Origin of the sequence: Vibrio algicola (assembly GCF_009601765.2) — a bacterium.
Classification (GTDB): domain Bacteria; phylum Pseudomonadota; class Gammaproteobacteria; order Enterobacterales; family Vibrionaceae; genus Vibrio; species Vibrio algicola.
Genome location: NZ_CP045699.1, coordinates 2,310,667 through 2,335,197, shown reverse-complemented (window position 1 = coordinate 2,335,197; position 24,531 = coordinate 2,310,667). Strand labels below are relative to the sequence as shown.

General features: G+C 41.7%; 24 protein-coding genes and 3 pseudogenes. 13 read left to right on the top strand and 14 right to left on the bottom strand.

Annotated elements, in window-relative coordinates; genetic code table 11:
• Window positions 1-47: 47 nt before the first annotated feature.
• Window positions 48-1,169, top strand: a complete 1,122-nt coding sequence (locus tag GFB47_RS10700) for a helix-turn-helix domain-containing protein (RefSeq protein WP_153447952.1) — start codon at window positions 48-50, stop codon at window positions 1,167-1,169.
• Window positions 1,170-1,212: 43 nt separating this feature from the next.
• Here the strand turns inward: GFB47_RS10700 and ptuB are convergent, their stop codons facing one another.
• The 6 genes and pseudogenes from ptuB to GFB47_RS10670 all read right to left on the bottom strand — a co-directional run.
• Entirely contained in the window at window positions 1,213-1,881 is a 669-nt protein-coding gene (gene ptuB, locus GFB47_RS10695) for a retron Ec78 anti-phage system effector HNH endonuclease PtuB (RefSeq protein ID WP_153447951.1), read from the bottom strand.
• Between the two features lie 3 nt (window positions 1,882-1,884).
• The gene (ptuA, locus tag GFB47_RS10690; RefSeq protein WP_153447950.1) at window positions 1,885-3,573 is read right to left on the bottom strand and encodes a retron Ec78 anti-phage system effector ATPase PtuA; all 1,689 of its coding nucleotides are present in this window, start codon (window positions 3,571-3,573) and stop codon (window positions 1,885-1,887) included.
• A complete protein-coding gene (locus GFB47_RS10685; RefSeq protein ID WP_153447949.1) occupies window positions 3,566-4,489 on the bottom strand; it encodes a retron St85 family RNA-directed DNA polymerase in 924 nt (307 codons plus the stop codon). Before GFB47_RS10685 ends, ptuA begins: the two co-directional genes overlap by 8 nt.
• 259 nt (window positions 4,490-4,748) lie before the next feature.
• Window positions 4,749-5,057 (bottom strand): annotated as a pseudogene (locus GFB47_RS10680) (integrase core domain-containing protein); the annotation flags it as partial.
• Between the two features lie 16 nt (window positions 5,058-5,073).
• Window positions 5,074-6,149 (bottom strand): annotated as a pseudogene (locus tag GFB47_RS10675) (IS110 family RNA-guided transposase).
• Between the two features lie 272 nt (window positions 6,150-6,421).
• Window positions 6,422-7,299: pseudogene (locus GFB47_RS10670) on the bottom strand (IS3 family transposase); the annotation flags it as partial.
• Window positions 7,300-7,465: 166 nt separating this feature from the next.
• On the opposite strand from GFB47_RS10670, the gene GFB47_RS10665 reads away from it, so the two are divergent.
• Window positions 7,466-7,732 carry a hypothetical protein gene (locus GFB47_RS10665; protein WP_153447948.1) on the top strand — a complete coding sequence of 89 codons (267 nt, stop codon included), beginning with the start codon at window positions 7,466-7,468 and terminating at the stop codon, window positions 7,730-7,732.
• On the opposite strand, the gene GFB47_RS10660 is transcribed toward GFB47_RS10665, so the two are convergent.
• Both GFB47_RS10660 and GFB47_RS10655 read right to left on the bottom strand, forming a co-directional pair.
• Window positions 7,719-8,924, bottom strand: coding sequence for a tyrosine-type recombinase/integrase (locus tag GFB47_RS10660; RefSeq protein ID WP_153447947.1), 1,206 nt, complete (start codon window positions 8,922-8,924; stop codon window positions 7,719-7,721). The genes GFB47_RS10665 and GFB47_RS10660 overlap by 14 nt on opposite strands.
• Before the next feature lie 178 nt (window positions 8,925-9,102).
• Complete coding sequence (locus GFB47_RS10655) at window positions 9,103-9,969, bottom strand: YicC/YloC family endoribonuclease (protein WP_153447946.1); 867 nt, start codon at window positions 9,967-9,969, stop codon at window positions 9,103-9,105.
• A 159-nt stretch (window positions 9,970-10,128) separates the two neighbouring features.
• On the opposite strand from GFB47_RS10655, the gene rph reads away from it, so the two are divergent.
• The 3 genes from rph to GFB47_RS10640 all read left to right on the top strand — a co-directional run bounded on the left by rph (window position 10,129) and on the right by GFB47_RS10640 (window position 13,140).
• Complete coding sequence (rph, locus tag GFB47_RS10650) at window positions 10,129-10,857, top strand: ribonuclease PH (RefSeq protein WP_153447945.1); 729 nt, start codon at window positions 10,129-10,131, stop codon at window positions 10,855-10,857.
• A gap of 93 nt (window positions 10,858-10,950) precedes the next feature.
• Window positions 10,951-11,592, top strand: coding sequence for an orotate phosphoribosyltransferase (pyrE, locus tag GFB47_RS10645; RefSeq protein ID WP_153447944.1), 642 nt, complete (start codon window positions 10,951-10,953; stop codon window positions 11,590-11,592).
• Between the two features lie 342 nt (window positions 11,593-11,934).
• The gene (locus tag GFB47_RS10640) at window positions 11,935-13,140 is read left to right on the top strand and encodes an aromatic amino acid transport family protein (protein WP_153447943.1); all 1,206 of its coding nucleotides are present in this window, start codon (window positions 11,935-11,937) and stop codon (window positions 13,138-13,140) included.
• Window positions 13,141-13,235: 95 nt separating this feature from the next.
• Here GFB47_RS10640 and crp read toward each other — a convergent pair whose 3' ends face one another.
• From crp to GFB47_RS10615, 5 genes are all read right to left on the bottom strand, one after another.
• Complete coding sequence (gene crp / locus GFB47_RS10635; protein ID WP_153447942.1) at window positions 13,236-13,868, bottom strand: cAMP-activated global transcriptional regulator CRP; 633 nt, start codon at window positions 13,866-13,868, stop codon at window positions 13,236-13,238.
• Between the two features lie 243 nt (window positions 13,869-14,111).
• Complete coding sequence (locus GFB47_RS10630; protein ID WP_153447941.1) at window positions 14,112-14,981, bottom strand: phosphoribulokinase; 870 nt, start codon at window positions 14,979-14,981, stop codon at window positions 14,112-14,114.
• Between the two features lie 136 nt (window positions 14,982-15,117).
• Window positions 15,118-15,333, bottom strand: coding sequence for a YheU family protein (locus GFB47_RS10625; RefSeq protein WP_153447940.1), 216 nt, complete (start codon window positions 15,331-15,333; stop codon window positions 15,118-15,120).
• 43 nt (window positions 15,334-15,376) lie between these two features.
• Window positions 15,377-15,853 (bottom strand): TIGR02444 family protein, encoded by a 477-nt coding sequence (locus GFB47_RS10620; RefSeq protein WP_407701705.1) that lies wholly within the window; start codon window positions 15,851-15,853, stop codon window positions 15,377-15,379.
• A complete protein-coding gene (locus GFB47_RS10615) occupies window positions 15,850-17,760 on the bottom strand; it encodes an ABC transporter ATP-binding protein (protein ID WP_153447938.1) in 1,911 nt (636 codons plus the stop codon). Before GFB47_RS10615 ends, GFB47_RS10620 begins: the two co-directional genes overlap by 4 nt.
• 179 nt (window positions 17,761-17,939) lie before the next feature.
• Here GFB47_RS10615 and kefG point away from each other — a divergent pair, with 179 nt between their 5' ends.
• The 4 genes from kefG (at window position 17,940) to slyD (ending at window position 21,298) form a co-directional block, all read left to right on the top strand.
• The gene (gene kefG, locus GFB47_RS10610) at window positions 17,940-18,545 is read left to right on the top strand and encodes a glutathione-regulated potassium-efflux system ancillary protein KefG (RefSeq protein ID WP_153447937.1); all 606 of its coding nucleotides are present in this window, start codon (window positions 17,940-17,942) and stop codon (window positions 18,543-18,545) included.
• Window positions 18,546-18,573: 28 nt separating this feature from the next.
• The gene (gene kefB, locus GFB47_RS10605) at window positions 18,574-20,367 is read left to right on the top strand and encodes a glutathione-regulated potassium-efflux system protein KefB (RefSeq protein WP_153447936.1); all 1,794 of its coding nucleotides are present in this window, start codon (window positions 18,574-18,576) and stop codon (window positions 20,365-20,367) included.
• 10 nt (window positions 20,368-20,377) lie between these two features.
• Window positions 20,378-20,641, top strand: a complete 264-nt coding sequence (locus GFB47_RS10600) for a YheV family putative zinc ribbon protein (RefSeq protein ID WP_153447935.1) — start codon at window positions 20,378-20,380, stop codon at window positions 20,639-20,641.
• Between the two features lie 90 nt (window positions 20,642-20,731).
• Window positions 20,732-21,298 (top strand): peptidylprolyl isomerase, encoded by a 567-nt coding sequence (slyD, locus tag GFB47_RS10595; RefSeq protein WP_153447934.1) that lies wholly within the window; start codon window positions 20,732-20,734, stop codon window positions 21,296-21,298.
• A 93-nt stretch (window positions 21,299-21,391) separates the two neighbouring features.
• Here slyD and GFB47_RS10590 read toward each other — a convergent pair whose 3' ends face one another.
• Complete coding sequence (locus tag GFB47_RS10590) at window positions 21,392-21,622, bottom strand: SlyX family protein (RefSeq protein WP_153447933.1); 231 nt, start codon at window positions 21,620-21,622, stop codon at window positions 21,392-21,394.
• Window positions 21,623-21,998: 376 nt separating this feature from the next.
• On the opposite strand from GFB47_RS10590, the gene fkpA reads away from it, so the two are divergent.
• From fkpA to tusC, 4 genes are all read left to right on the top strand, one after another.
• Complete coding sequence (gene fkpA / locus GFB47_RS10585; protein WP_153447932.1) at window positions 21,999-22,805, top strand: FKBP-type peptidyl-prolyl cis-trans isomerase; 807 nt, start codon at window positions 21,999-22,001, stop codon at window positions 22,803-22,805.
• 235 nt (window positions 22,806-23,040) lie between these two features.
• Window positions 23,041-23,763, top strand: coding sequence for a helix-turn-helix transcriptional regulator (locus GFB47_RS10580; RefSeq protein ID WP_153447931.1), 723 nt, complete (start codon window positions 23,041-23,043; stop codon window positions 23,761-23,763).
• Window positions 23,760-24,161 (top strand): sulfurtransferase complex subunit TusD, encoded by a 402-nt coding sequence (gene tusD / locus GFB47_RS10575; protein WP_153447930.1) that lies wholly within the window; start codon window positions 23,760-23,762, stop codon window positions 24,159-24,161. Before GFB47_RS10580 ends, tusD begins: the two co-directional genes overlap by 4 nt.
• Window positions 24,161-24,514 (top strand): sulfurtransferase complex subunit TusC, encoded by a 354-nt coding sequence (gene tusC / locus GFB47_RS10570; protein WP_153447929.1) that lies wholly within the window; start codon window positions 24,161-24,163, stop codon window positions 24,512-24,514. The genes tusD and tusC overlap by 1 nt, the downstream gene beginning before the upstream one ends.
• Window positions 24,515-24,531: the final 17 nt, after the last annotated feature.

Below are 24,531 nucleotides of genomic sequence, written 5' to 3'. Positions count from 1 at the left end.
GATGGCTTCTCTGATGATATCGATTTAGATATTTCAATGAACTAAAAATGTATATCCCCACTAGATTAAAACAAGCCCGAGAACGTCGGAAGCTAACAAAAAAAGCATTTGCTGATTTGATAGGTATTAGCTCGAAAACAGTTTCTATCTATGAAAGTAGTCAGCCTCAATTCGAGCTCCAAGACGAAATGATACAGAAGTTCGCTATAGCCTTAGGGTATCCAGTTGAGTTCTTCTATAAAGCCATTTCAGAAACAATTGACCCTGAATCAATTAGCTTCAGGGCAGTAACTAAGTTGTCTAGTCGGCTAAAGCTAGCTACGGAAGCTGCTAGTGTAAATGCCTTAGAGTTATCAGAGTGGATTGATAGTAAGTTTAAAAATTTACCTAAGGTTCAATTGCCAGACTACTCTCATGATAATCGTAATGACCCTGAAGTTGCAGCAATGGAGCTTCGCAATGTATGGGCGTTAGGTGAGCTTTCAGTTAAAAATATGATTCACTTGCTGGAGTCAAAGGGAGTTAGAGTTTTTTCATTGTCAGAAGACTGTAAAGAGGTGGATGCGTTTTCTTTTTGGAAGGGGGATAGGCCCTTTGTTGTTTTAAATCAGTTTAAAACTCCAGAAAGGAGCCGTTTTGATGCTGCGCATGAGCTTGCTCACCTTATTTTACATAAGCATGGTTGTCAAAATAAGGGTAGAGAGGCTGAGTTAGAGGCTGACCGATTTGCTTCTGCTTTTCTGATGCCAAGGGGTAGTGTTCTAGCAAAAGTACGTCCTAATGCTAACGCTGCGCTTAAAGATATCCTTGCTCTTAAGAAAAATTGGAATGTATCTGCGATGGCTATGATTAGGCGCCTTTACGATCTGAGTTGTTTAACTGAATGGCAATATCGACAGCTTACAATTAGTGCAACTAAAGAGGGGTATCGCTCATGTGAGCCTGAAGGTTTAGAGCAACGTGAGAAATCTCTTTTACTTGAAAAAGTATTTATATCTTTAAAAGACAAAGGTTATCGTCGTGTAGATATCTGTAATGAGCTATTTCTCCCATTAGATGAAATTTCGAATTTAACATTCAATAATCCATTCTTTAGCTTATCTTTAGTTAGCCAAAACACACAGATTGGAGAGCAACCATATAGAGCTAGTCTTTCTTTAGTCAAATAGAATAGTGAGTTGATACCTTTAATCAACTCACTGAATTGATTGACTATATCCAGATCACGGCTTGTTTTATTGCTGTTCTATGTGAGGCGGACTTGGCTTCTTGTTCTATATTTCTGTATTCAATCATGGCTAAAGCTATAGTTTCTTCATCTCCAGTGTCAATGAAGCTTAGAGCTGTGGTTACTTTTGATTGAAATCGAGTTATCTGCTGCTCTCGTGAACGTTCCAATGATGGGTCGTCAAGGTTTAACGCCTTAATTGTTTCACTCGCTTTTTGTTCAGAGAGAGCATCTAAGCCATTTTTGCTCTCAATTTTACCACTCGGTAAGAACTGTAAGTAATCTTCTGGGTCTTCAGTGTCAGGCTTAATTAATAAGCTTTTGTTATAGGTTCGCCTAACTCCTCCAGGGAGATTTTGATCTTTGTAATGACCACAATGAAGTCTTGAAGCGCAACATCCGAATAAGTTGCTCCAATCAAAAGTTAGATGAACATGAGTGCTTCTGTCGAAAAAATGCTCGATATGACCTGTATGAGTTCCATTCTCTGCTTCGGATTCACAATAAACGCAGAGCTTATTTTGGAATTTCCCTAGCTCTTTCCACACACTTTTCTTCCTAGATTTGGTCATATTCTTCCAAGTGTGTGTGGTGTGAGATATATTATTGAGAAATATGGGCTTTTCCGCCAGATTGCGATCTAACTTCTTCACTTATTAACCCTCTTTTCTCTTAAGGTTAATCCTTTCCTTCATTTCGAATACGTCTAATTTGCTCTGGCAATCTCGAATGACAGGGTGGTCGGAACCAAAATGTTGTTCAAGCTCTTTAAGTAGTTCCGTTGCTTTATCTTTCTGATTATCTAATAAGAATCCTGAAAACTTATCAACTTTACGAGCTTCCTCTACATCTGGAATTGAATTTGTCCCCATTATTTCAGCGAGGATATCAGCACTTCTAACCCCTTTCGTTTGAAACCTAGGTGGTGGGCAATGGACATTACCATTCTCATCTGTAATAAAGTGCCTAATAGAAGATTTATCGACAGTCGATAGGACTTGTGGACTATGAGTTGTAACTATAAATTGAATGTTTGGGAATGTGGTTACTAATACATTGACTATATTTTGTTGCCACTTAGGGTGTAAGTGAAGTTCAATCTCATCGATCAGTACTATTCCTTGGCCATGTAAAGGGTTCTCCATATTAGGATTTAACGCAACTAATTTCCTTGCGATATCTGCAATCATAGATATAAAGACATGCTGCCCTTGTGAAGTTTGAAATATATTAATATTCCTCCCGTCTACAGTTACTTTTAGCTCTGCCCTCCCTGAGTCAGGGTTTTTTTCAATAAAAATGTCTGTAAAGCCAGGTACTGTTGAAAGTATTGCGCTTTTTACAAAGTGAAGGTTCTTTATGTGAGATTTACGACTGTCATAATCGTTTTGGAGGTGTTCATACTCTTCTTTAGCGGTAGTGTATAGTTCAAAAATCTCACTAGTGTCTTTATCCGCTCCTACAGCTTTCAGTGCATCAAGTCGTTTTTTTGCACTGCGTAAGCGAACGCTTAAATCTTCGCCTGAGAGATTGTGTAGAGCTAAAAACCATTCAGAAAATTCATCAAAGTTACCAGTGCCATCAATTGATTTATTCTCATAAGCATCATACTTAGAGCCTATTTTAACTGAGGTGATTTTTTCTAAGTCAAAGGTTTTATTAGACTTAATATTGGTTCTGTTCACTGAATAGCTAACAATAAGTGGCAGATTAATCTCACTTTTATTATTTGTACGATTGTAATTATCTACTACTCTATATAGTCCACCTAACTCTTCGAACGCCTCTAGTTCACTTTTTTTTGCTTCTTTAGCACCTTTGGCTGTTTTGTATAAAGATACTGAATATTGACTGTTTTTATTTAGGCTTGTCTGTAAGGTAACTTCAGCAAAGCTCATTGAATCAATATTTACATCATAATCTGTAACACGAAGGCCAGCTCCCCCTTTTTTGAGAATGTTTGCACTAAGCCAACTTAAAGATTTTGTTATGCCGTCAATAATGGTCGTTTTACCTGCACCATTATCACCAATAATAACAGTTAGGTTTTTATTCAGCTTTACTTTGAGTGTTTTGAATTTTCTGAAGTCCGATAAAGTTAATCGAGATACATGAAGCCTGTTATTTTTTTCATTATCATTAAGTGATTGTCTACAATCTAGTAAATATGTATGAGCTATTTTTGGGCTCTTATCTAGGATGCAAATTATATCGCCATCAGAATTTTTTTCGAAGACACCATTGTCATACATCTCATAAAGCTTAAATCCAGATGAAATAGATCCTGCCTTAAAGCTTCTTTCAAGTAATGCTATTTCATTTTTTATCTTAGCTTCTCTACTCATTTGGGACCTCAAAAATACGTTCTATTAGTTCTTTTGAGTACTTTCTTATAAGAGACTCATAAAAACTTGGTTCAATATGACGAGCATAAGCCATCAACCCTTTTAAGTGCTTTACTTCGTGGTTATTTAGCAGCTCAAGAGAGAATTGATGAATTTTATGTTTTATATATCTTTTCTTACTACGACCTAAAGATATCTTTCCACTATTAGTAATGGTAATTCCGGTTACGTGACGATTATGGGCTTTGGACGAAAAAATAGTTTTACCTTTATTTAATCTTAAATTTCCGTTAAAGCATTTGGACAAAATATTTTCTACACTTTCTGGGATTTGGAAAAGTATATCTTTCTCATTGGTAGAGAAGGTTAAATCATCGGCATAGCGAGTGTACTTTATTCCCAAACTTTGACACTGGTCTTGTAACATTTGATCGAATATAAGCATACAAAAATTGGATACAGAAGGTGAGCTAGGGGCTCCCACGCTTAAAACGAGCTTATCTTCTAGGTTCCAAAAAAGCAGCTTTTCAATCCATTGTTGATTATCTTTAGTTGGTAGCTCTGCACCTGTTAATTCCCATGTGTGCCAAAAGATATTAGGAGTTATGCTGTTGAAGAAGTTTTCGAAATCTAGCTTGAGCAAGTATGCTTGGTTTTTATGTGCAATGGCATTTTCTTTGATACTTAAGCCTTCTCTATAGGCCATAGCGCAATTGTGAGTGGGGAGGTTACAAAACCTAAGAAATGCCCTCTGGCATTCTTTTAATTCTTTTGATGGTTGGGCTATTTGTCTAAAACCGTGAGTTCGTTTAGGGATATAGTAGATTTTATATCTCATTGGAGCGATGAATAGAATATCTTCTATCACGTACTCAGGTTTCTTTAAGGTTTGTGCTATCTGGCTAATGATACTCATAGTTTTCCGTTAAAAAGCTCAAGGTGTGGTAAAACACCTTGAGCTTAACTCTTTACTAAAGAGTGCGAGGTGTACGCATCCTAAAGGAGGAACGAGTTTAGGATGCGTACATCTCGCATTTAAACCCGTTCAATAAATTTGAGTCTGGCTAATCACCCGACTAGACGAATTACGTCTTACACTAAAGAGCCTTTCAATGTTACTCCACTAACTGGCAAACCTCAATATTCCCCTAAGCATTTGAGTCGGTTTGTAGTGGTCAATGAAAATTGGCCACAGTTTTAGAGTTTTCCCAATATAATTGTTCCGATCTATTAGGTGTTAACCCTCCATTATATTGATGCGGTCTGAGTCGGCTGTAATAACCTGTTATATATTTAATGATGTCTAACCTAGCTTCCGAAAAGCTACGATAGCCCGTAATGGGCATCCATTCTGTTTTAAAGCTTCGAAAGAAACGCTCCATCGGAGCGTTATCCCAGCAATTACCACGACGTGACAAACTTTGTTTTAGTTGGTAACGCCATAGTAATTGACGATAATAGCGACTCGTATAATGGCTTCCTTGGATGCCCTTCTAAGAGTCAAGTCGTTATTTGTATACTGTTGATTAAGGCGTTTCTATTTTTCAAAAGGTAATAAATTTCACGTGCTATGTATCTTTTTAAGCAGCGTATAGCTTCCATTTTTGATAATCCATCAGCCGTTCGTTTTTTGATGTAATCCTTTGAACGCTGCTCAGTTCTAAGTCTACCAATCGCAATAATATGGAGTGCACTATTTGCAGCTCTATCACCACCTCGATTAAGCCTGTGTCTATTGGTTTTTCCTGAGGATGCAGGTATAGGGCTAACTCCACATAACGCAGCAAAACTAGATTCAGAGTTTAAACGTTCAGGGTTATCACCCAACGTTATCAATAATTGTGCGGCGGATTCGTATCCAACGGCTTTTTGTTCGATTAATTCAGGAGCAAGCATGTCAACGATAGAAGAAATCATTTTATCTAAATCCGCAATCTCGTCATGAAGTTCAAGATATCTACGAGCTAAGGATTTAAATACGATCCTATATGCGCTAGAAATATTTTTGTAAGCTGTTAAATCAGGTCTGCTTGATGCTAGTGTGCGAATCAAAGTCATACGAGTCATATGTCTTAATGTATCTCTTATTTCGTCGGGGGAAGATACAATGCTCGTTCTAATCATCTGAAGGGCAACAGTTCGAGCTGCCATTGCTGTTTTACGGCAACCTTTAAGTATTCTTAGCGACTCAACCATCCCATCTCGCGTCTTTGGCGTCACCGTGCGTAATTTACTATACGCGGCATGAGCAGCATTTTCTGCGTCTATTGTGTCATCCTTGCCTCGTTTTCTTCGATCAACCTTATCTGGTGCTGTTACTTCCAATACTTCAATGCCACTGCTTTGCATATAACGAAGCAAGCCCAAACCATACGTCCCTGAACACTCAATACCCACACGTGATATTTTACCAAATGAAGACATCCACTTTAGCATTTCCTTATATCCATGGCGGGTTGCTGGGAAGTATTCACTTGATAAACTTGATTAGAATCATTGACGATGGCAGCAACGTGGATATCTTTATGAGTATCCACTCCACCAATGACATAAGATGAGATTGTACTGGTATTCATTATTGACTCCTTCACTATATGATCATGGACAAGAGTCACAAAACCAAATACTTGGACAAGACAGTAATGGGACAGGCGTCAGGCCCTTCTTGAGTCACAAATATTGGCGAGGCAACCCTCACCAAATAATGAAACTAAGCAATCGACAGATCCAAGGAAGGACACATAAGGTCGATCGCTGTGTGGGTCAGAAAGCTCAGAACATTATTGGTACCATCTTTCAAGCATGAACCAACTTTCTTAGTTAGTGTATGATGAAATCTAGCCAACATATTATTACTATCGCTGTGGAACATAACGCCTTTCGGTTTCCCACGAGACTCAAAAGCCATTGTTAGTGCTTTTCCTGTTAATTTGCTATCTGGTGATAACGACATTGCCCAGCCAATTGGTTTACGTGCGAATAAATCAATGACAACAGCTAAATACATCCAACGATTTCCAGCCCAAATGTAAGTCACATCTCCTACCCAAACTCGATTTGGTTCAGTTACTGCAAATTGTCGATCAAGATGATTAGGTATTTCAATATGCTCTTGTGGCGCTCGTTTGTATTTATGCTTGGACATTTGGCAACTAACTAAGCCAAGTGATTTCATTAACTTAGAAGCACGATAACGACTCATAGGTACATTTTTAGCTATTAGCATATCCGCTATGCTTCTCGCTCCTGCTGAACCATTACTCGCAATATGAACTTCTTTGATTAAGCTTTTAAGCTTAATCAATTCAACATTCGGCATTTTTGAGCGTGCTTTCCAGTACTTATAACTGCTTCGATTTACACTGAACACTTTGCATAATGTAGTAACGCTATAGCTCTGCTTGAGTTTTTCGATTATCGAAAATTGTTCAGTGAGTCGGACATCACCAGAGCTGTAGCCTTTTTTAAAATTTCATTATGTTCTTCCAGACGAGCAACTTTTTTCTCTAATTCGCGAATTTTAAGTTGCTCAGGTGTTATTGGCGTTGCTTTAGGCTTTATCCCATTGTGCTCTTGACGTAATTGGCGTACCCATTTATCCATTGTCGATTTGCCAACGCCCATGGCGCTAGCGGCTTCTTGAACGGTGTAACCTTGTTCGGTTACTAACAATGCAGATTCAAGTCGAAATTCAGGGCTAAATGTTGGTCTTGTTCGTTTTGTCATAATTGGCACCTATTGATATATGAGGTGATGATATCACCTCTAATTAGGTGGCCAAAATCACCGTACCACTACACTTCCTAATATTGAGGATTACAACGGTTGGAATCACACAAATGAAGAAGTGTTGTTTTTGTTATTGATTTCAGCTTACATTGACGCAAGATTCATGAAAATCTTGCCTTATGATGTTTCAAATTGGGTAGGGGTAGACGCTGGCCGACTAGCTGAAGTAGCCATTTTTAGTGTAAAGCATTGTGCTGGTTCAGGTATTTTATATTTCGAACATGAATATCATCTAGACCGAAAGATTTGGTTTGATGTTTGCTTGTTTGAAAATAAGGTCAACGTGCTTGATATAGCCAGAAGAAATACAATAAATCTCTTCAGTGAAATTGGAATTCCTCCTAGTTTACGAGTATTTATGTTTGAGTAAATTCCAGTATCAAGGGTTTGAGTTTCAAACAAAGCATTTCATAAGCATCTCTTCGTTGCTCTAAATAATCATGTATATCATAAGTTCCTTCAATTCTGGGTAGCTTATGATTCAGGCACCTTTCAGCGACATGCGGTGGAACCTGACAGCTCGCCAATAATGTTCTGAATGTGCGTCGAAGGTCATGTACTGTGAAGTGATTTATCTCAACGTCGTCTTGTGATAGTAGTTTGTTGAGAGCTGCGTTTAATGTATCTGGTGAGATATGACTAAACCTTTTCGATGAGCGTCGTTTTGGAAATACATACTCACTATCGGCTGCTCTAATTTTCAGCTCTGAAAAAATGCCCCAAATAGCTGGAGGAATAGGGATTGATATTGGAATTGAATTTTTTGTTCTATTTTCAGGGATGTGCCATAGTTTTTCATCAAAGTCGAATTCATCCCACTTCGCCGCTATTAGCTCTCCCTTTCTAACTCCAAGAAGTAAGAGCAAGCAACATGCTAAGTAATTTTCACGAACAAAAATATCATTGTGTGACTTTATCGCTTGGAATAGCGATGTAATTTCGTTAATTGATAATACCCGCTTCCGAGGTTTTTCTTCACCGCCAGCATCGTTTATATCAAACGCAGATGCAGGGTTATACTGTACTAAACCCATCTTAATAGCATGATTGAAGAGCTGATTTAGATAGCTTAAAGCGTCATTTGAAATGGAAGGGCGCCCATCGTCGTTAATAGACCTAATGATTTGAGCAATATCGCGAGGTTCCACCTTACATACTGCCATATTACCGATGTATGGCGCTATGTCTTTACGGTAAACCCTTTCTGGAATCTGTGGATTCTTGATTCTCTTTTTTTTGATTGATAACCAATCTTCCGCAAGTTGATCTACGCTATCAAACTCTAGTCTATCTGGGCGTCTTTTTTCTACTTGTGGGTCGTCCCCTTGCTCAACTTCAAACTTCAAATTAATGACTTTTTTTTGTGCTTCGGTCATTTTTATCCCAAAAGGAGGGATGCCATACTTTGCAATCGTATGTTCTTTTCTTTTCCCTTGAAAGGTGTAACGAAAAGTCCAAAAAGCTGACATTGGGCTTACCACTCGAAAGTAGAGCCCTGTAGATATACGGTGTCGAGCAGGTTTGCCTTTCTTCATTAAGGCTATGAGCTGATTATCTTGCATGGCGGAGTCTCAAAGTGGTGACAATGAGTTTACACTATCATGCAAACTCAATATTTGTCACCGATTTGTCACCATTAATTTGATGCTAACAGATGCTTCATGAGTGCATCTGATTGTTTTGTTGTTACTAAGTGTTTGTTTTTAATATTGTCTGGTTCTTGTGGGTGAGTTTGATTGCCTACTCAATATTCTGGATCTGCTCACGCATTTGCTCAATCAATACTTTCAATTCAACGCCAGAAGCCGTCACATCGGTACTGATAGATTTTGATGCTAGCGTATTGGCTTCGCGGTTGAATTCTTGCATCATGAAGTCGAGTTTACGGCCACATGCGCCGCCTTTTTTCATAATGTTGTTGGCTTCTTTCACGTGCGAGTCTAGGCGATCAAGCTCTTCTGCTACATCTGATTTTTGCGCCAGTAAGATCAACTCTTGTTCGACCCGAGAGCTGTCTAATTCAATGCTGGCTTCTTCGAATTTCTTCAATAGACGGTCGCGTTGCCACTGCATAATTTCTGGCATGCGAGCGCGCACTTTCGCAGCTTCAACGGTAATGGCTTCTAAGCGTTGGTCGATCAGAGCTTTCATGTTGTCGCCTTCGCGGCCACGGGCGTCGATAAAATCTGTCATCGCCTGTTCAAATACCGTGAGTAATTCTTTCTGGATGCTATCCATATCTTGCTCGGGTGCTTCCATTACGCCCGGCCAGTTCATGATTTGGAATGGATTGATGCGCGAGTCTTCGCCCGTCAGTGACATAACGTGAGTAGCCGCTTGGATCACTTGCTTGGCTAAATCATCGTTAATTTTTAGCTCGCTTTGCGCTTTTGAATTGGCTTCAAAGCGTAAATGACATTCCACTTTACCGCGCGCTAAACGCTTACGAAAACGCTCACGCAAGATTGGCTCTAAACCACGAAATTGCTCTGGTAGGCGAAAATAGGTTTCAAGGTAACGTTGATTTACGCTGCGGATTTCCCATACGGCGTTGCCCCAATCTGATTTGATTTCTTTACGGGCGTAAGCAGTCATGCTGTAGATCATTGGATAGTTCCTAATCTAAATAAGGTGATAATTTTCTGGTTGCTATGGTAGCACAAGTTAAACTCAAACGGCGTTAAGTAAGCAGGGGATAAGATCGCTTTTTGACGTTAAGATCTATATAATCTTGCCCCAATTACGTCCTCAACTAGGTATCAATTTATGACTTCTACAACTCGCCCAAATGATCGCGCCGCCGATCAAGTTCGCCCAATTAAAATGACACGTAACTACACAGCTTACGCTGAAGGTTCGGTGTTGGTTGAATTTGGTAACACCAAAGTATTGTGTAATGCCAGTGTAGAAGAAAAAGTACCGGGTTGGTTAAAAGGCCGCGGTAAAGGTTGGGTGACAGCGGAATACGGTATGTTGCCACGCGCGACTCATACTCGTAACCGTCGTGAAGCTTCAAGTGGTAAGCAAGGCGGTCGTACTATGGAGATCCAACGTCTTATTGCTCGTAGCTTGCGCGCGGTAGTGGATCTTGAAGTATTAGGTGAGATGATGATCACCGTCGATTGTGATGTTATTCAAGCCGATGGCGGAACCCGCACTGCGTCTATCTCTGGTGCTAGCGTGGCATTAGCGGATGCGATTCAATCATTGATGGCTTCAGGTAAATTGAAGAAAAATCCAATGAAAGGTCATGTAGCCGCGGTTTCAGTTGGCATCTTGGGCGATCGCGCTTTGTGTGATTTGGAATATGTTGAAGATTCAGCGGCCGATACGGATATGAACGTGGTGATGACCGAAGAAGGCAAAATGATTGAAGTACAAGGCACTGCAGAAGGCGAAGCGTTTTCTCGTGCTGAGCTCAATCAGTTATTAGATTTAGCCGAAAAAGGCATTAACGATATTATCGCAGTGCAAAAAGCAACGTTAGCCCAATAGTTTTTAATGGCTCCTCATTGAGGGGCTATTTTTTTGTGTGAATATTATGATTAGGTCATTCTGGTCATTAGTGAGAAAGAAAAGAGAGAAACCATGAAAGCATATCAACGTGAATTTATTGAGTTCGCCCTTGAGAAACAAGTTCTTAAGTTTGGCGAGTTTACTTTAAAATCGGGTCGTACTAGCCCTTACTTCTTCAATGCTGGCTTGTTTAATACTGGCCGTGATTTAGCCCGTTTAGGTCGTTTTTATGCCGCTGCATTAGCCGAATCTGGCATTCAGTTTGATGTGTTGTTTGGCCCAGCTTACAAAGGCATTCCAATTGCGACCACCACCGCAGTTGCTTTAGCCGATCACCACGATATTGATACGCCATACTGCTTTAACCGTAAAGAAGCTAAAGATCACGGTGAAGGTGGCAACTTGGTCGGCAATCCATTAGACGGTCGCATTATGTTGGTGGACGATGTGATCACCGCTGGTACGGCTATTCGTGAATCAATGGAAATCATTAAAGCCAATGGTGCTGATTTAGCTGGCGTTTTAGTGGCGATTGATCGTCAAGAAAAAGGCAAAGGCGAGTTGTCAGCGATTCAAGAAGTGGAACGTGATTTCGGTTGCGCGGTTATCTCTATCATCTGTTTAGGCGATCTAGTGACTTATCTTGAAGAGCAAGGCAACAGCGCAGAGCAGCTAGAGTCGGTCAAGGCTTACCGCGCTCAATATGGCATCTAATGTTTAGCCTTTAAAGCTACAGTTTTGTTGCTTCTTTTGGTGAGTTAACCAATATAGATCCAACGGTGCTTTCTGCAATTAACGGACAATATAGCTTAAGTTATATGGTTAAGATTGACGGTTATCCGTCACTTAACCTTTAAACCCCGTCATTTCATTTGAAGTGGCGGGGTTTCTTTTTTCTGCTCTTGCCTAAGAATCTGTACACTTTTATATACACAGTAATTTGTCTGGTTTTTTGTGTGATATTTGACCCATTATCGCTGCTTTTTGTTATTGACGGGTCGATTTATCTAGTTTTAATGGTAAATTGTTGTAAATAATTTTGAACGGTAAGTGTAAATGAGTAATTCAAAGGTTTTAGGCAGTACTTTGATTATTGCCGGTACCACGATTGGTGCCGGAATGTTGGCGTTGCCAATTGCGTCAGCAGGACTGGGCTTTATGACTTCGCTTGTGATCATGGTAGCGATGTGGGCATTAATGGCGTACACCGCATTATTGATGTTAGAGCTGCACCAACATGCTGATTATGATGCCACCTTGCATACCTTGGCTAAGCAATTTCTCGGTGATAAGGGAAAGTGGCTGGCGACCTTTGCGATGTTGTTTTTGTTTTACGCCCTTTGCGCGGCCTACATTGCGGGTGGTGGTGGGCAATTTAATGACAAGCTGCATAACTGGTTTGAGTTAGATGTGTCTAACGGCCTAGGAACACTTATCTTTACCATCTTGATTGCGGCGATTGTTACCTTTGGTACGTCATCGGTCGACAAGGTTAATCGGGTGCTGTTTACCTGTAAATTGGTCGCGATGGCAATCATGCTGTTTTTCTTAACTCCCAACATTCAAGCGGTTCATTTGGTGAATATGCCATTAGAAAAAGGCTTGATTGTGGCGGCATTACCGGTGATTTTCACCTCTTTTGGATTTCATGGCAGCATTCCTGCCGTGGTACGTTATTTAGATCTGGATATGAAAGCGCTGAAAAAAGTGATGGTGTTTGGGTCATTATTGCCGTTAGTGGTGTATATCCTGTGGCAATTAGCGACATTAGGTGTGGTCGATCAAGCCACGCTTGCACAAGCCGGCAATGTCACCGCACTGGTTGGAACCTTGGCGCAAGTGATCCATAGTTCTGCCATTTCTCAAGTGGTGTCAGTGTTTGCTGATCTGGCTTTAATTACTTCTTTTCTTGGGGTGAGCTTAGGCTTATTTGAATTTTTGGGCGACAGCTTGAATAAGAACCAAAGCAAAGGTGGCCGAGTGGGAATCGCGTTAGTGACCTTTGTTCCGCCATTGTGTTTTGCTCTATTTTACCCGCAAGGCTTTATTATGGCACTCGGTTATGCCGCGATTGCCTTAGCGATTTTAGCGTTACTACTGCCGGTTGCGATGGTGAAACGCTCGCGTCAACTCAACTTACAAACCCAAAACTTTACCGTTGCTGGTGGTAATGTGGCGTTGATGTTTGTTTTATTAAGTGGCTTGGTGATCATTGGGGTACAAGTGCTAATCAGCGTAGGAGTATTGCCCGCTATTGGGTAGAGAGTAACGAAAAAGTAAGATCGAAAAAGCCACTGGATTTGCATTCAGTGGCTTTATTTATTTTTGCGTGTACTTAAAATAATCGTGTGTGACGATTAACGAGTACCGTATACCACGATGGTTTTACCATGCGCAGAAATTAGATTTTGCTCTTCTAGCATTTTCAAGATACGACCAACGGTTTCACGAGAGCAGCCAACAATTTGACCAATCTCTTGACGAGTTATCTTAATTTGCATGCCGTCTGGGTGAGTCATTGCATCTGGTTGTTTGGCTAGATTAAGTAGCGTTTGTGCAATACGACCGGTAACGTCTAAGAAGGCTAAGTCACCCACTTTTTGGCTAGTGATTTGTAGGCGAGTTGCCATTTGAGCTGACAGACGCATCAAGATATCTGGATTCACTTGGATAAGCTGACGGAATTTCTTAAATGAAATTTCAGCAACTTCACAAGGTGATTTAGCTCGAACCCAAGCGGTACGCTCTTGATCTTCTTCAAATAGACCTAGCTCACCAATAAAATCGCCTTGGTTTAAGTAAGACAAGATCATCTCTTTGCCTTCTTCATCCTTGATTAATACAGCCACAGACCCTTTTACGATGTAGTACAAAGTTTCTGCTTTTTCGCCAGCATGAATCAAAGTACTTTTTGATGGGTACTTATGAATATGACAATGCGATAGAAACCACTCTAAAGTTGGGTCAGTTTGAGGTTTACCTAGAACCATAATTTGTTACTTCCTCTGAAGGGCTTGCTCAGTTTTGAGTCATTCATCCTGAGACCGGCTAAACTGGTCAAATAGAATAGGTGTTCATCATTTACGCTGCAAGCACTGTTACTGCGTTGGCTTTAAATACTACCCCTTTCCGTAGCGAATTTCTTGATTTTGATCGCCCTGAAGTGGGTATTTAAGCTGTGAAAGTGTGGCCTAAGTCACAGACTCAGCAGTAAGGTGAAATTGATCACCTTTTTAGCCAATTTTACCGGTGTCGATCAGTTGTTGCAGTAGAGGTTGAATGATCAGTTCCATCGCAAAACTCATCTTACCGCCTGGTACCACTAAGGTGTTATGGCGTGACATAAAGGAACCATCAATCATGGCAAGTAGGTAAGGGAAGTCGACATTTTTAATTCCACGCAAACGGATCACTACAAAGCTTTCATCTAAGCTTGGGATGCCTTTGGCGTTTAATGGGTTAGAAGTATCAACGGTTGGCACTCGCTGAAAGTTGATATGAGTACGAGAAAACTGCGGCGTGATGTAATTTAAGTAATCATCCATCGAGCGTACAATCGAATCCATCACCGCTTCACGCGAATGGCCACGATCGCGGGTGTCGCGCACAAATTTTTGGATCCACTCCAAGTTAACAATCGGCACCATACCAATCAAAAAATCGACATGTTGCGAGGCGTTGACTTCCCCATCGACCACACCCCCATGCAAACCTTCGTAGAAAAGCACATCGGTATTATCGGGTAAACCTTGCCATGGGGTAAACGTGCCTGGCATTTGATTGTACGGTACTGCTTCATCAAAACTGTGTAAATAGCGACGAATTTTGCCACTGCCATCTTGACCATACTGATGAAAAAACTTGGCCAGAGCAGGGAAGTCATTGGCTTCAGGGCCAAAGTAACTAATGTGTTTACCTTGCTCGCGTGCTTTACGGATCGCCACATCCATTTCTGGTCGGGTATAGCGATGAAAGCTGTCCCCTTCCACCCATGAGGCTTTAATATCCCTCATATTGAACATTTTTCGGAAGGTTTCTGAGGTGGTGGTGGTTCCTGCGCCAGAGGACCCGGTGACTGCGATGATAGGATGCTTTGCCGACATGATAATCCTTTATTTTCGACCTTGAGAATAGACAGTGTAGAGTAGGGCCTGTAAATAATATACCCAAATGATATGGGTATATATCCGTCTTACTTGCCACCTCACTGCAACTTTAATTACTTTGAGTGTAGATTGATTAACTTAACGAGTTGACGTCCCTGATATCGACACTTTCATGTAATTCGGAAAATACGATCGCCACTTTACCTGATTTTAATTGACGTTGTACCTGTGTGATTTTTTGCTCAAGAGAATAGTCTTGTTCACCATAATCGGTTCCTTCACGCAGAATAAATTCTTTGATCAAGTTGTCGAGGGTGTCGGGATCGATTTGTTGCCAAGGGATAATCATAATATGTTTACTGCTTATTATCTGTGATGATTCACTAATGCTTTCAGATATTACTTATATTTTTGAAAAAGAATAGGCAAAGCCCTTCAGCATCAAGTTGTTGGCAATATTGGTGGCTTAGCGGTATGTGTTGTTGAGATCGAGCTTGAAGTGGCAGTGCATTTAAGGCTTCAACTAAATATTCTTGTTGCTGACGTTCAAGCTGTAATTCAAAGGTTAAACTTTCCCGATATAGCGAAGCGGGTAAGTGAGTTTTATATTGACGACGCAATGACCGAAACTGAGCGAGTAATGCTTGTGTCGGTTGGAGTGATTGTTTCAATCGCTCTTGTTCCTGTGGAGCTAGTGTTAGTTTTTGTTGATCGAGCCATATATACAGCAGTAGTAAATTAACGTTGCCCTGATATTGGTTTTGTAGGGTTAAACACGCCGACTCCACGCCCGGTTGTTGATAGCGTTCTAGACAAAATTGCCAGAACGCTTCTGCTGTAAGAGGTGAACAAGGCGAGTTTGGCATTATTCTTCGCTTAATGCTTCAAGTTGCTCTTGCAGTTCCATCCACTCCACCTCAACATTTTCGAGTTGCGCTTTGCTGGTAGCTTGTAGGTTGAGCACTTGGGTCAGCTTGGCTTTATTTTCATCTTGATAAAGAGAGACGTCCCCCAGTTGTTCTTCCGCTTGTGCCAATGCTTGACTGTGTTTGTCCATTTGCGTTTCAAGTTGAGTGACTTTTTTACGCAGCGGCGCGGTTTGTTTACGGCGCTCCGCATCAAGACGTTTTTGTTCTTTACGATTGGCGGCGCTGTTGGTGTTGGGGCTGTTATCCACTTCGCCTTGAGCGTCTTTTTTATCTTGCTTTTGTTGGTCGGTGAGCCATTTATAATAGTCGGTAAGATCGCCATCAAACGGCATCACTTGTTGGGCATCGACTAGGTAAAGATCATCGGTGGTGGCGCGCAATAAATAACGATCGTGGCTGACAATCACCATCGCACCCTCAAAGGTTTGCAACGCCATGGTCAGCGCTTGGCGCATATCCAAATCAAGGTGGTTGGTTGGTTCATCGAGCAGCAATAGATTGGGTTTTTGCCACACTAATAACGCTAATACCAAACGTGCTTTTTCGCCACCTGAGAATGGGGCGACCTTATCTAATGCTTTTTCGCCTTGGAAACCAAAACTACCAAGATAATCACGTAACTGTTGTTCGGTTTGATTGCTGGCAATTTGCATTAAGTGCTGCAGCGGGGTTTCTTCTGGGTGCAAGGTTTCGAGTTGATGCTGCGCAAAGTAACCAATCTTCACCCCTTGAGAATAGGTCAGATCGCCGCCTTGTGGATTAAGCTCGCCCGATAATAGTTTGATTAAGGTCGATTTACCTGCGCCATTACGCCCAAGTAAGCCGATGCGGCTACCTGGGACTAAATTTAAGCGAATTTTTTCTAAGATCAAGCGATCGCCATAACCTGCAGATACATCGTCCATCATCATGATCGGATTAGGCAATGCAGCGGGTTGACGGAATTCGAAATTAAATGGGTTATCAAATTGCGCTGGCAGAACCTTTTCCATTTTCTCTAACGCTTTAATCCGGCTTTGGGCTTGGCGAGCTTTAGAGGCTTTATAACGAAAACGGTCGATGTAACTTTGCATGTGCGACATTTGTTTTTGCTGCTTGCTGTACATTGCCTGTTGTTGCATTAACTTTTGTGCACGTTGGGTTTCAAAGGAAGAATAGTTACCTGTGTATTCATTCAGATCTTGATTTTCAACATGCACAATGCGGCCAACGATTGGATCTAAAAAGTCTCTATCATGCGAGATCAAAATCAGTGTGCCAGGGTAATTTTGTAGCCATTTTTCCAGCCACAATACCGCATCTAAATCTAAGTGGTTGGTGGGTTCATCCAGCAGCAATAAATCGGAGCGGCACAATAATGCTTGAGCAAGGTTTAAACGCATGCGCCAGCCGCCCGAGAACTGGGTCAGGCTCCATTGCATTTGTTCTTGGCTAAATCCGAGGCCATTGAGCAGTTCGGCTGCGCGCGAATTTATAGTATAGCCACCAACAATATCAATCTTGCTGTGTAACTCTGCTACCAAAGTGCCATTATCGGCTTGTTCTGCCTTTGCGAGTTGTTGCTCTAAACGTCGAAATTCACGGTCGCCATCAATCACATAATCAATTGCAGCTCGATCTAACGCGGGCGTTTCTTGCGCTACCCAAGCTAATTCCCAATGGGCTGGCATTTGAAAGTTACCGGCGTCGATAGCCAGTTCATCTTTTAATAAGGCAAATAGCGTTGATTTACCACAACCGTTTTTGCCGACTAAACCGACTTTATCACCCGGATGAATAGTGGCTGAAGCTTGTTCTAATAAAGGCTTTCCGCCACGCAGCAATTGAATGTCTGAAAATATAATCATAGGGTTGTGGTCTAATTTGGGCGCTAAGTAAATAAAGGCGTAAGCCAGATGAAATTGCAGAGAATAGTAGGCGTTTCGTCAATAAATGTCGATCATTATACGATTTAAGATAAGATACTTATTATACTTAAAGCACATTAAGTTAGCATGGAACAAAGGAAAGACATCAAGGAGCAGGTATGTCTCAAACAAGGAGCGGTTCAACATCCGCGCCGGTATCACTTAAAGGATCAGCACTGCAAGGATCATCAAACTCACCCAATCCACCCCGAGTGTTGGTTATTTTTGCACATCCCGATCCGATCGATTCTGTTGCCAATCAAATCTTACTCAAAGCGATTCAAGATCTTCCTCATGTGCGTGTGCATGACTTATATGCCCGTTATCCAGATTTCTTTATAGATGTGGCGATAGAGCATCACCTGTTACTTGAACACGATATCATTGTCTTTCAACACCCTCTATTTATGTATTCTTGCCCTGCGTTAATGAAAGAATGGATGGATACCGTATTAGGCAAAGGTTTTGCATTTGGTGAAGGGCGGGCGTTGGCCGGAAAAACTTGGCGTAGCGTAATAACGGTGGGCGGATCTAAGCAAGCCTTTAGCGACAAAGGCTATAACCAATATCCATTAGAGCAAATACTGCAACCTTTTGAACTGACGGCAAAATTATGCCAAATGAATTGGCTGGAGCCGTTAGTCTTATATTGGGCTCGCAATGTCAATCATGCAGAACGCTTACAACATGCCCAAGCCTACCGTCAATGGCTAATGAATCTGTAACATCGACTTGGCGAAACAAGGAGTGTAAATGGCACCAACAACCTTTGAATTATTAGAAAGTGGCGTAGTCTTTTTATCGGCAGCGGTGATTGCGGTGCCGCTGGCGCAACGTTTTGGCTTAGGCTCAGTGCTTGGGTATTTGTTGGCCGGTATTGCGATTGGTCCTTGGGGATTAGGGCTGATTAGTGATGTCGACAGCGTCATGCACTTTGCGGAATTTGGTGTGGTGTTATTGCTGTTTTTGATCGGTTTAGAATTGAACCCTAAAAAACTATGGCAAATGCGTATTCCTATTTTAGGTTTAGGCGGCGCACAAGTGGTGGTGACCACATTAATTCTCTCTGCGATTGCCCATTGGTTTGGCATTAGCTGGCAAAACAGCTTAGTGATCGGGATGGGGTTGGCGTTGTCTTCTACTGCGATTGCTTTGCGAGTGATTGAAGAGCAAGGGCTGGGCGGCACCGAAACCGGACAGTCAGGTTTTGCGATTTTGTTATTCCAAGATATCGCTGTGATCCCCATGCTTGCTATGTTGCCATTATTGGCAGGCAATGTGGGCGGCGATTGGTTAGATGCGGTATGGATGATTGGTGGTGTGGTCGGGTTATTAGTCGGAGGCCATTATTTATTGCGACCTATTTTTCGCTTTGTGGTGATGAGCCGAGTACGAGAACTGTTTACTGTCGCTGCATTATTGTTGGTGATTGGTATTTCGGTGATCATGCAAAAACTCGGTTTATCCATGGCGTTAGGGACTTTTTTGGCCGGCGTTTTACTGGCAGAGAGTGAATACCGTCATGAATTAGAAAGCGCGATTGAACCATTTAAAGGTTTGCTGCTGGGGTTGTTCTTTATGTCGGTTGGCATGGCGGTCAATTTAGGCTTGTTGGGGTTATATCCAATCAAAATTCTATTGGCGGTGGTGGCCTTAGTCACCATCAAAGGATTATTGATTTACGGCTTGGCGCGCTTAATGGGCACTCGAGCCAAAGCACGCAGTCGAATGGCGGCTATATTGAGCCAAGGCGGTGAGTTTGCTTTTGTGTTGTTTACCGCCGCATCAGGGCAAGGGCTGCTTGGAACCGAGATGACGTCGTTCTTGCTGGTGGTAGTGAGCTTATCCATGATGACCACCCCCCTGATCTTACTGGCGCAACAAAAATGGTTTAGCCGTACCATTAATGTGCAGGATGACATGCAATCGGATGTGGTTAATGAAGAGCCAAGAGTGATCGTGGCTGGCTTTGGGCGTTTTGGCCAAGTGGTGGGCCGCTTGCTGTACGCCAATAAAATTCGCATTACGGTATTAGAAAGCGATCCCAGTCAAATCCAAGTATTACGCAAGTTTGGCTATAAAGTGTATTACGGCGATGCCACTCAACTGGATTTACTCAGGGCGGCAGGGGCAGAGCAAGCCGAAGCGATTGCCATTTGTACCGATTCACCAGATGAAGTGTTAAAAATTGCCGAATTGTGTAAGCAGCATTTTCCCAATCTGAAAGTAATGGCACGAGCGCGCAGTCGGGTTGAAGCTTATCAATTACTCAATATTGGCGTGACTTTATTTTCACGCGAAACCTTTTTAGGAGCATTAGATTTAGGTCGCCAAGTGTTAACTGAGTTGGGCATGCATCCTTATCAGGCCAAGCGAGCAGAAGCACACTTTAAAAAACTCGACACCACCATGCTAAAAGAGTTATTACCTCAACATAGTGAAGATAAAGACACCGGCCTTAGAGCCAAAGAAGCACGGATTGAATTAGAAGAAATATTTGCGCGTGAAATGGAAAGCGATCGAAAAACCCAAAATCATTGGGATTAACGGAGACAATATGACAATTAAGAAACGATTTATTGCCGGAGCAAAATGCCCAAGCTGTGGAGAATCGGACAGTTTGCGGGTGTGGCATGACAACAACATCGAAATGGTTGAATGTGTCGAATGCGACTATCTAGAACGCCAGAACCCAGAAAAAGAACAGCAAGCCTCTGAATTAGGGGATAAAAAATCAACTGCGGCACAGCCACAAGTGGTCACTGTCGAGCAGTCTGCTTACGCCTCTGAGCAAATGATTGGGATTTTTAAGCCTGAATGATTGAAATTTGCCGAACTTATCCCCATTATTTGTCTCATAACGATTAGGTGCTCATTCATCCTTTATGCCTAATCTGTGTCTGGAGCGAATATGAATATTGAAAAAAACGTTGTTGTTAGCCTAGCATACCAAGTAAAAACGGAAGACGGCGTCGTCGTAGACCAATCTACAGTGGAAGCACCACTGGATTATCTACATGGTCACAACAACTTGATCTCTGGTTTAGAGAACGAACTTAACGGCAAAGCACAAGGCGACAAGTTCAATGCTGTTATTGCTCCAGAAGACGCTTACGGTGAGCACAATGAAGGTCTTGTTCAACGTGTTCCTGCTAATGTTTTCCACGGTGTGGATGAAATCGAAGTAGGTATGCGTTTCTTAGCCGATACCGACCAAGGTCAAATCCCAGTAGAAATCACTGAAGTTGATGGCGATGAAGTTGTGGTTGACGGTAACCACATGCTTGCGGGTCAAACGCTAACATTTGATGTTGAAGTGGTTGCGGTACGCGCAGCAACTGAAGAAGAAATGGCGCACGGCCATGTACATCAAGCGGGTCACGACCATGATCACGAAGGTGGTTGCTGTGGTGGTCATGAAAAAGAAGAGAAAAAAGAAGGTTGTGATGGAAATGGCGGCTGCGGTTGCTCTCACTAATCTTTAATGAATAATAAAAAAGCGCTAACCAATTGGTTCAGCGCTTTTTTGTAGGATCAAAGTTTCATGATTAAGTCGGTTTATTTAATGTCATTAATAATGCGGTGGTGGGGTTTCTTCTGAAGAGTCCACTAAATTAGACGCATCTAAATTTTTGACTTTACCAACCACAAATTTCATTTGGTCTTGCATGCGAGTAATAAGTAATTGTTGTTGGCTTAATGCATCATTTAACTCGCTGATGGTTTGCTCTTGAAAAGCTAATTGACACTCTAAATCGTCAATGCGTTGTTTAAGAAGATCGTCGCTTGCTGAGGTTGTCATTAGTGTTCCAATAAAAGTAAGCCAAACAGTGACAAGATTATACATAGTTTTATTGACTGAACGCGAGCTTATTTCCGTGAATTAACCACCGCTTGAAATATGACAACTTGGTTAATGATTAACTATGATTCCACGGCTGCAAGTTATGGCTTTGTTAGGTTTATGTAATAAGTATCATGCTTTATTGCAATAACTGAAAAAAGTAAGATAAATTACAATTAAATTATGAACTTTGATCAAAAAACACGGTCTGCTAACAAAGACTTTGAGTATAAGTAGGTAATATGCCTCGCGGTGTCATAACGGCGCAAAGCATATACTGCAATAAACTTTTTAATGAACACGATGATGGACTGCCATCACGCTGGAGAATTTAATGAAATCGATTTTTAAAGTATCGCTGCTAGCAGCAACTGTATTACTGGCTGTAGGTTGTCAAAAAGAAGACGCAAAAGAAGCTCCGGCTACTGCGCCAAAAACAGAGCAAGCGGTATCTGCTGCTTCTCCTGCGATGACTCAATACAAAACTGACGACGAAAAAGCCGCTTATGCAATCGGTACTTCTTTCGCGAACTACCTAAATACTAGTATTGAAAAACCAGCTGAGATCGGTATCAAGTTAGATAAAGAGATCGTATTGAAAGGTATCGAAGATTCGTTTGCTAAGAAATCTGGCATGACGGAAGAAGACACTAAAGCGGTGCTGCAAAACCTAGACAAACGCGTGCAAGAAAAAATGCAAGCCAAAGCAAAAGAAAAATCAGCCGCTTCTATCAAAGCGGGTGAAGAGTTCCGTGCTAAATTTGCTAAAGAAGACGGCGTAAAAACCACTAAATCTGGCATCATGTACAAAGTAGAAAAAGAAGGCACAGGTGTCACTCCAAAAGCAACAGACACTGTGGTTGTGAACTACGAAGGTAAACTTATCGATGGTAAGAAATTCGATAGCTCATACGATCGTAAAGAACCTGCAACTTTCCCACTTAACCGCGTGATCCCTGGTTGGACGGAAGCAGTTCAGTTAATGAAAGTCGGTTCTAAATACCAAGTTGTTATCCCACCAGAGCTAGCTTACGGCGCACAAGATACGCCAACTATTCCTGCAAACTCTACATTAGTATTCGAAATCGAATTAATGTCAGTTAAAGCAGACGCAGCGCCACAAGCACCTGCGCATAAATAAGGTGTTGTCACACTACTTAACATGAGTAGTGACAATATTATTCACTGGCAATAAATGCCGGTGAAAATAATCCAAAGGCCTATTTGATAGGCCTTTTTTATTGCTGTCCTTTGGGAGGTCTGACGAAGAAACTTGCTCTATATCATCATATAGTGGACTGGATAATGCCAAATTCAAATTTTCTGATAAACTTACATCAATTTTTTTAATTTATACAATTTTGGTTGAGGTAGATATGGAGAGCTCTGAAGCAGTTCATTCTGAAGCGTTGTTAGAAATTGAATCGGTCCATGCCAAGCCATTTTCGGAACACGATAAGATCATTCTGCATTCTTATGAGGCGGTTGTTGATGGTCTTGCTAGCTTAATTGGCAGCTATTGTGAGATTGTTTTACACTCACTAGAAGACTTAAATACTTCAGCGATTAAAATTGCTAATGGTGAGAATACCGGCCGTCAAGTGGGTTCGCCGATCACGGTATTGGCACTTAAAATGCTCAAAGACATCGAAGGCTCTGAGCGTAACTTCTCACGTTCATACTTTACTCGCGCTAAGGGCGGCGTATTGATGAAGTCGATCACCATTGCGATCCGTAATGGCGAACAGCGAGTGATTGGTCTGTTATGTATTAATATTAACTTAGATGCACCATTTTCTGATGTATTGCATGCCTTTATGCCAACCGCAGAAGCCGAAGAAGCGGCATCATCGGTTAACTTTGCCAGTGATGTTGAAGAGCTGGTGGATCAAACGGTTGAACGTACAATCGAAGAAATTAATGCCGACAAATCAGTTTCGAATAATACCAAGAATCGCCAGATCGTGATGGATCTTTATGATAAAGGGATCTTTGATATTAAAGACGCGATCAACCGAGTGGCCGATCGTTTGAATATCTCAAAGCATACGGTCTATTTGTACATTCGTCAGCGTAAAATTGAGGATGGCGAAAAGTGACCGAACAGCCTTTAACGTATACATTATTAGTGAATGGTTCGGTGTATGGCAGTCAATCGGCGCGCCATGCCTATCAGTTTGCCAATGCGTTAATTGCCAGAGGGCATCGCTTAGTCAGCGTGTTCTTTTATCAAGATGGGGTGCACAATGCCTCGAGTTTGATCCTACCGGCCAATGATGAATTTGATCTTACCCAAGCATGGAAGGATCTTGCTCAGCAGCATGGAGTTCGATTGGAGTCCTGTGTGGCGGCATCACTGCGGCGTGGCATTGTTGATAGCAATGAAGCTAAAACACATAAGTTACTCGCGTCTAATACCGCTGAATCGTTTGAATTGGCAGGTTTGGGCGGTTTAGCCACGGCAATGCTAACCCAAGACAGAGTGGTGCAGTTCTAATGAAATTAGGCTTTGTTTTTCGTTCATTTCCCCACAGCACAAGCAAAGGTCGTGAAGGGCTTGATGCACTGCTGGCAACTTCGGCCTACAGTGAAGACATCGAAGTATTTTTTATTGGCGCTGGCGTAACACAGTTATTGGTGAATCAAGATCCAAAACAAGTGCTCTCCCGAGATTATGCCGCGGCATTTAAGTTATTAGATTTGTATGACATCGACAATATTTATGTCTGTCAAACCTCATTACAGCGTTATCAAATTGAACCATCAAGCTTGCTGATCCCCGTCACGATCTTAAGCCAAGCGGAACTCAACCAAAAAATTCATCACTGTCAGAAACTGCTCAGTTTTTGATCCTCAACCTTCATTCA

What these genes read in the sequence shown, in the direction of transcription:
- ptuA (WP_153447950.1), bottom strand. Translation starts at nt 3,573, where the DNA reads ATGAGTAGAGAAGCTAAGATAAAAAATGAAATAGCATTACTTGAAAGA.
- kefB (WP_153447936.1), top strand. Translation starts at nt 18,574, where the DNA reads ATGGCACCAACAACCTTTGAATTATTAGAAAGTGGCGTAGTCTTTTTA.
- kefG (WP_153447937.1), top strand. Translation starts at nt 17,940, where the DNA reads ATGTCTCAAACAAGGAGCGGTTCAACATCCGCGCCGGTATCACTTAAA.
- rph (WP_153447945.1), top strand. Translation starts at nt 10,129, where the DNA reads ATGACTTCTACAACTCGCCCAAATGATCGCGCCGCCGATCAAGTTCGC.
- tusC (WP_153447929.1), top strand. Translation starts at nt 24,161, where the DNA reads ATGAAATTAGGCTTTGTTTTTCGTTCATTTCCCCACAGCACAAGCAAA.
- fkpA (WP_153447932.1), top strand. Translation starts at nt 21,999, where the DNA reads ATGAAATCGATTTTTAAAGTATCGCTGCTAGCAGCAACTGTATTACTG.
- GFB47_RS10665 (WP_153447948.1), top strand. Translation starts at nt 7,466, where the DNA reads ATGAAAATCTTGCCTTATGATGTTTCAAATTGGGTAGGGGTAGACGCT.
- GFB47_RS10685 (WP_153447949.1), bottom strand. Translation starts at nt 4,489, where the DNA reads ATGAGTATCATTAGCCAGATAGCACAAACCTTAAAGAAACCTGAGTAC.
- pyrE (WP_153447944.1), top strand. Translation starts at nt 10,951, where the DNA reads ATGAAAGCATATCAACGTGAATTTATTGAGTTCGCCCTTGAGAAACAA.
- GFB47_RS10630 (WP_153447941.1), bottom strand. Translation starts at nt 14,981, where the DNA reads ATGTCGGCAAAGCATCCTATCATCGCAGTCACCGGGTCCTCTGGCGCA.
- GFB47_RS10615 (WP_153447938.1), bottom strand. Translation starts at nt 17,760, where the DNA reads ATGATTATATTTTCAGACATTCAATTGCTGCGTGGCGGAAAGCCTTTA.
- GFB47_RS10700 (WP_153447952.1), top strand. Translation starts at nt 48, where the DNA reads ATGTATATCCCCACTAGATTAAAACAAGCCCGAGAACGTCGGAAGCTA.
- GFB47_RS10625 (WP_153447940.1), bottom strand. Translation starts at nt 15,333, where the DNA reads ATGATTATCCCTTGGCAACAAATCGATCCCGACACCCTCGACAACTTG.
- GFB47_RS10600 (WP_153447935.1), top strand. Translation starts at nt 20,378, where the DNA reads ATGACAATTAAGAAACGATTTATTGCCGGAGCAAAATGCCCAAGCTGT.
- crp (WP_153447942.1), bottom strand. Translation starts at nt 13,868, where the DNA reads ATGGTTCTAGGTAAACCTCAAACTGACCCAACTTTAGAGTGGTTTCTA.
- slyD (WP_153447934.1), top strand. Translation starts at nt 20,732, where the DNA reads ATGAATATTGAAAAAAACGTTGTTGTTAGCCTAGCATACCAAGTAAAA.
- GFB47_RS10580 (WP_153447931.1), top strand. Translation starts at nt 23,041, where the DNA reads ATGGAGAGCTCTGAAGCAGTTCATTCTGAAGCGTTGTTAGAAATTGAA.
- GFB47_RS10640 (WP_153447943.1), top strand. Translation starts at nt 11,935, where the DNA reads ATGAGTAATTCAAAGGTTTTAGGCAGTACTTTGATTATTGCCGGTACC.
- GFB47_RS10660 (WP_153447947.1), bottom strand. Translation starts at nt 8,924, where the DNA reads ATGCAAGATAATCAGCTCATAGCCTTAATGAAGAAAGGCAAACCTGCT.
- GFB47_RS10655 (WP_153447946.1), bottom strand. Translation starts at nt 9,969, where the DNA reads ATGATCTACAGCATGACTGCTTACGCCCGTAAAGAAATCAAATCAGAT.
- GFB47_RS10590 (WP_153447933.1), bottom strand. Translation starts at nt 21,622, where the DNA reads ATGACAACCTCAGCAAGCGACGATCTTCTTAAACAACGCATTGACGAT.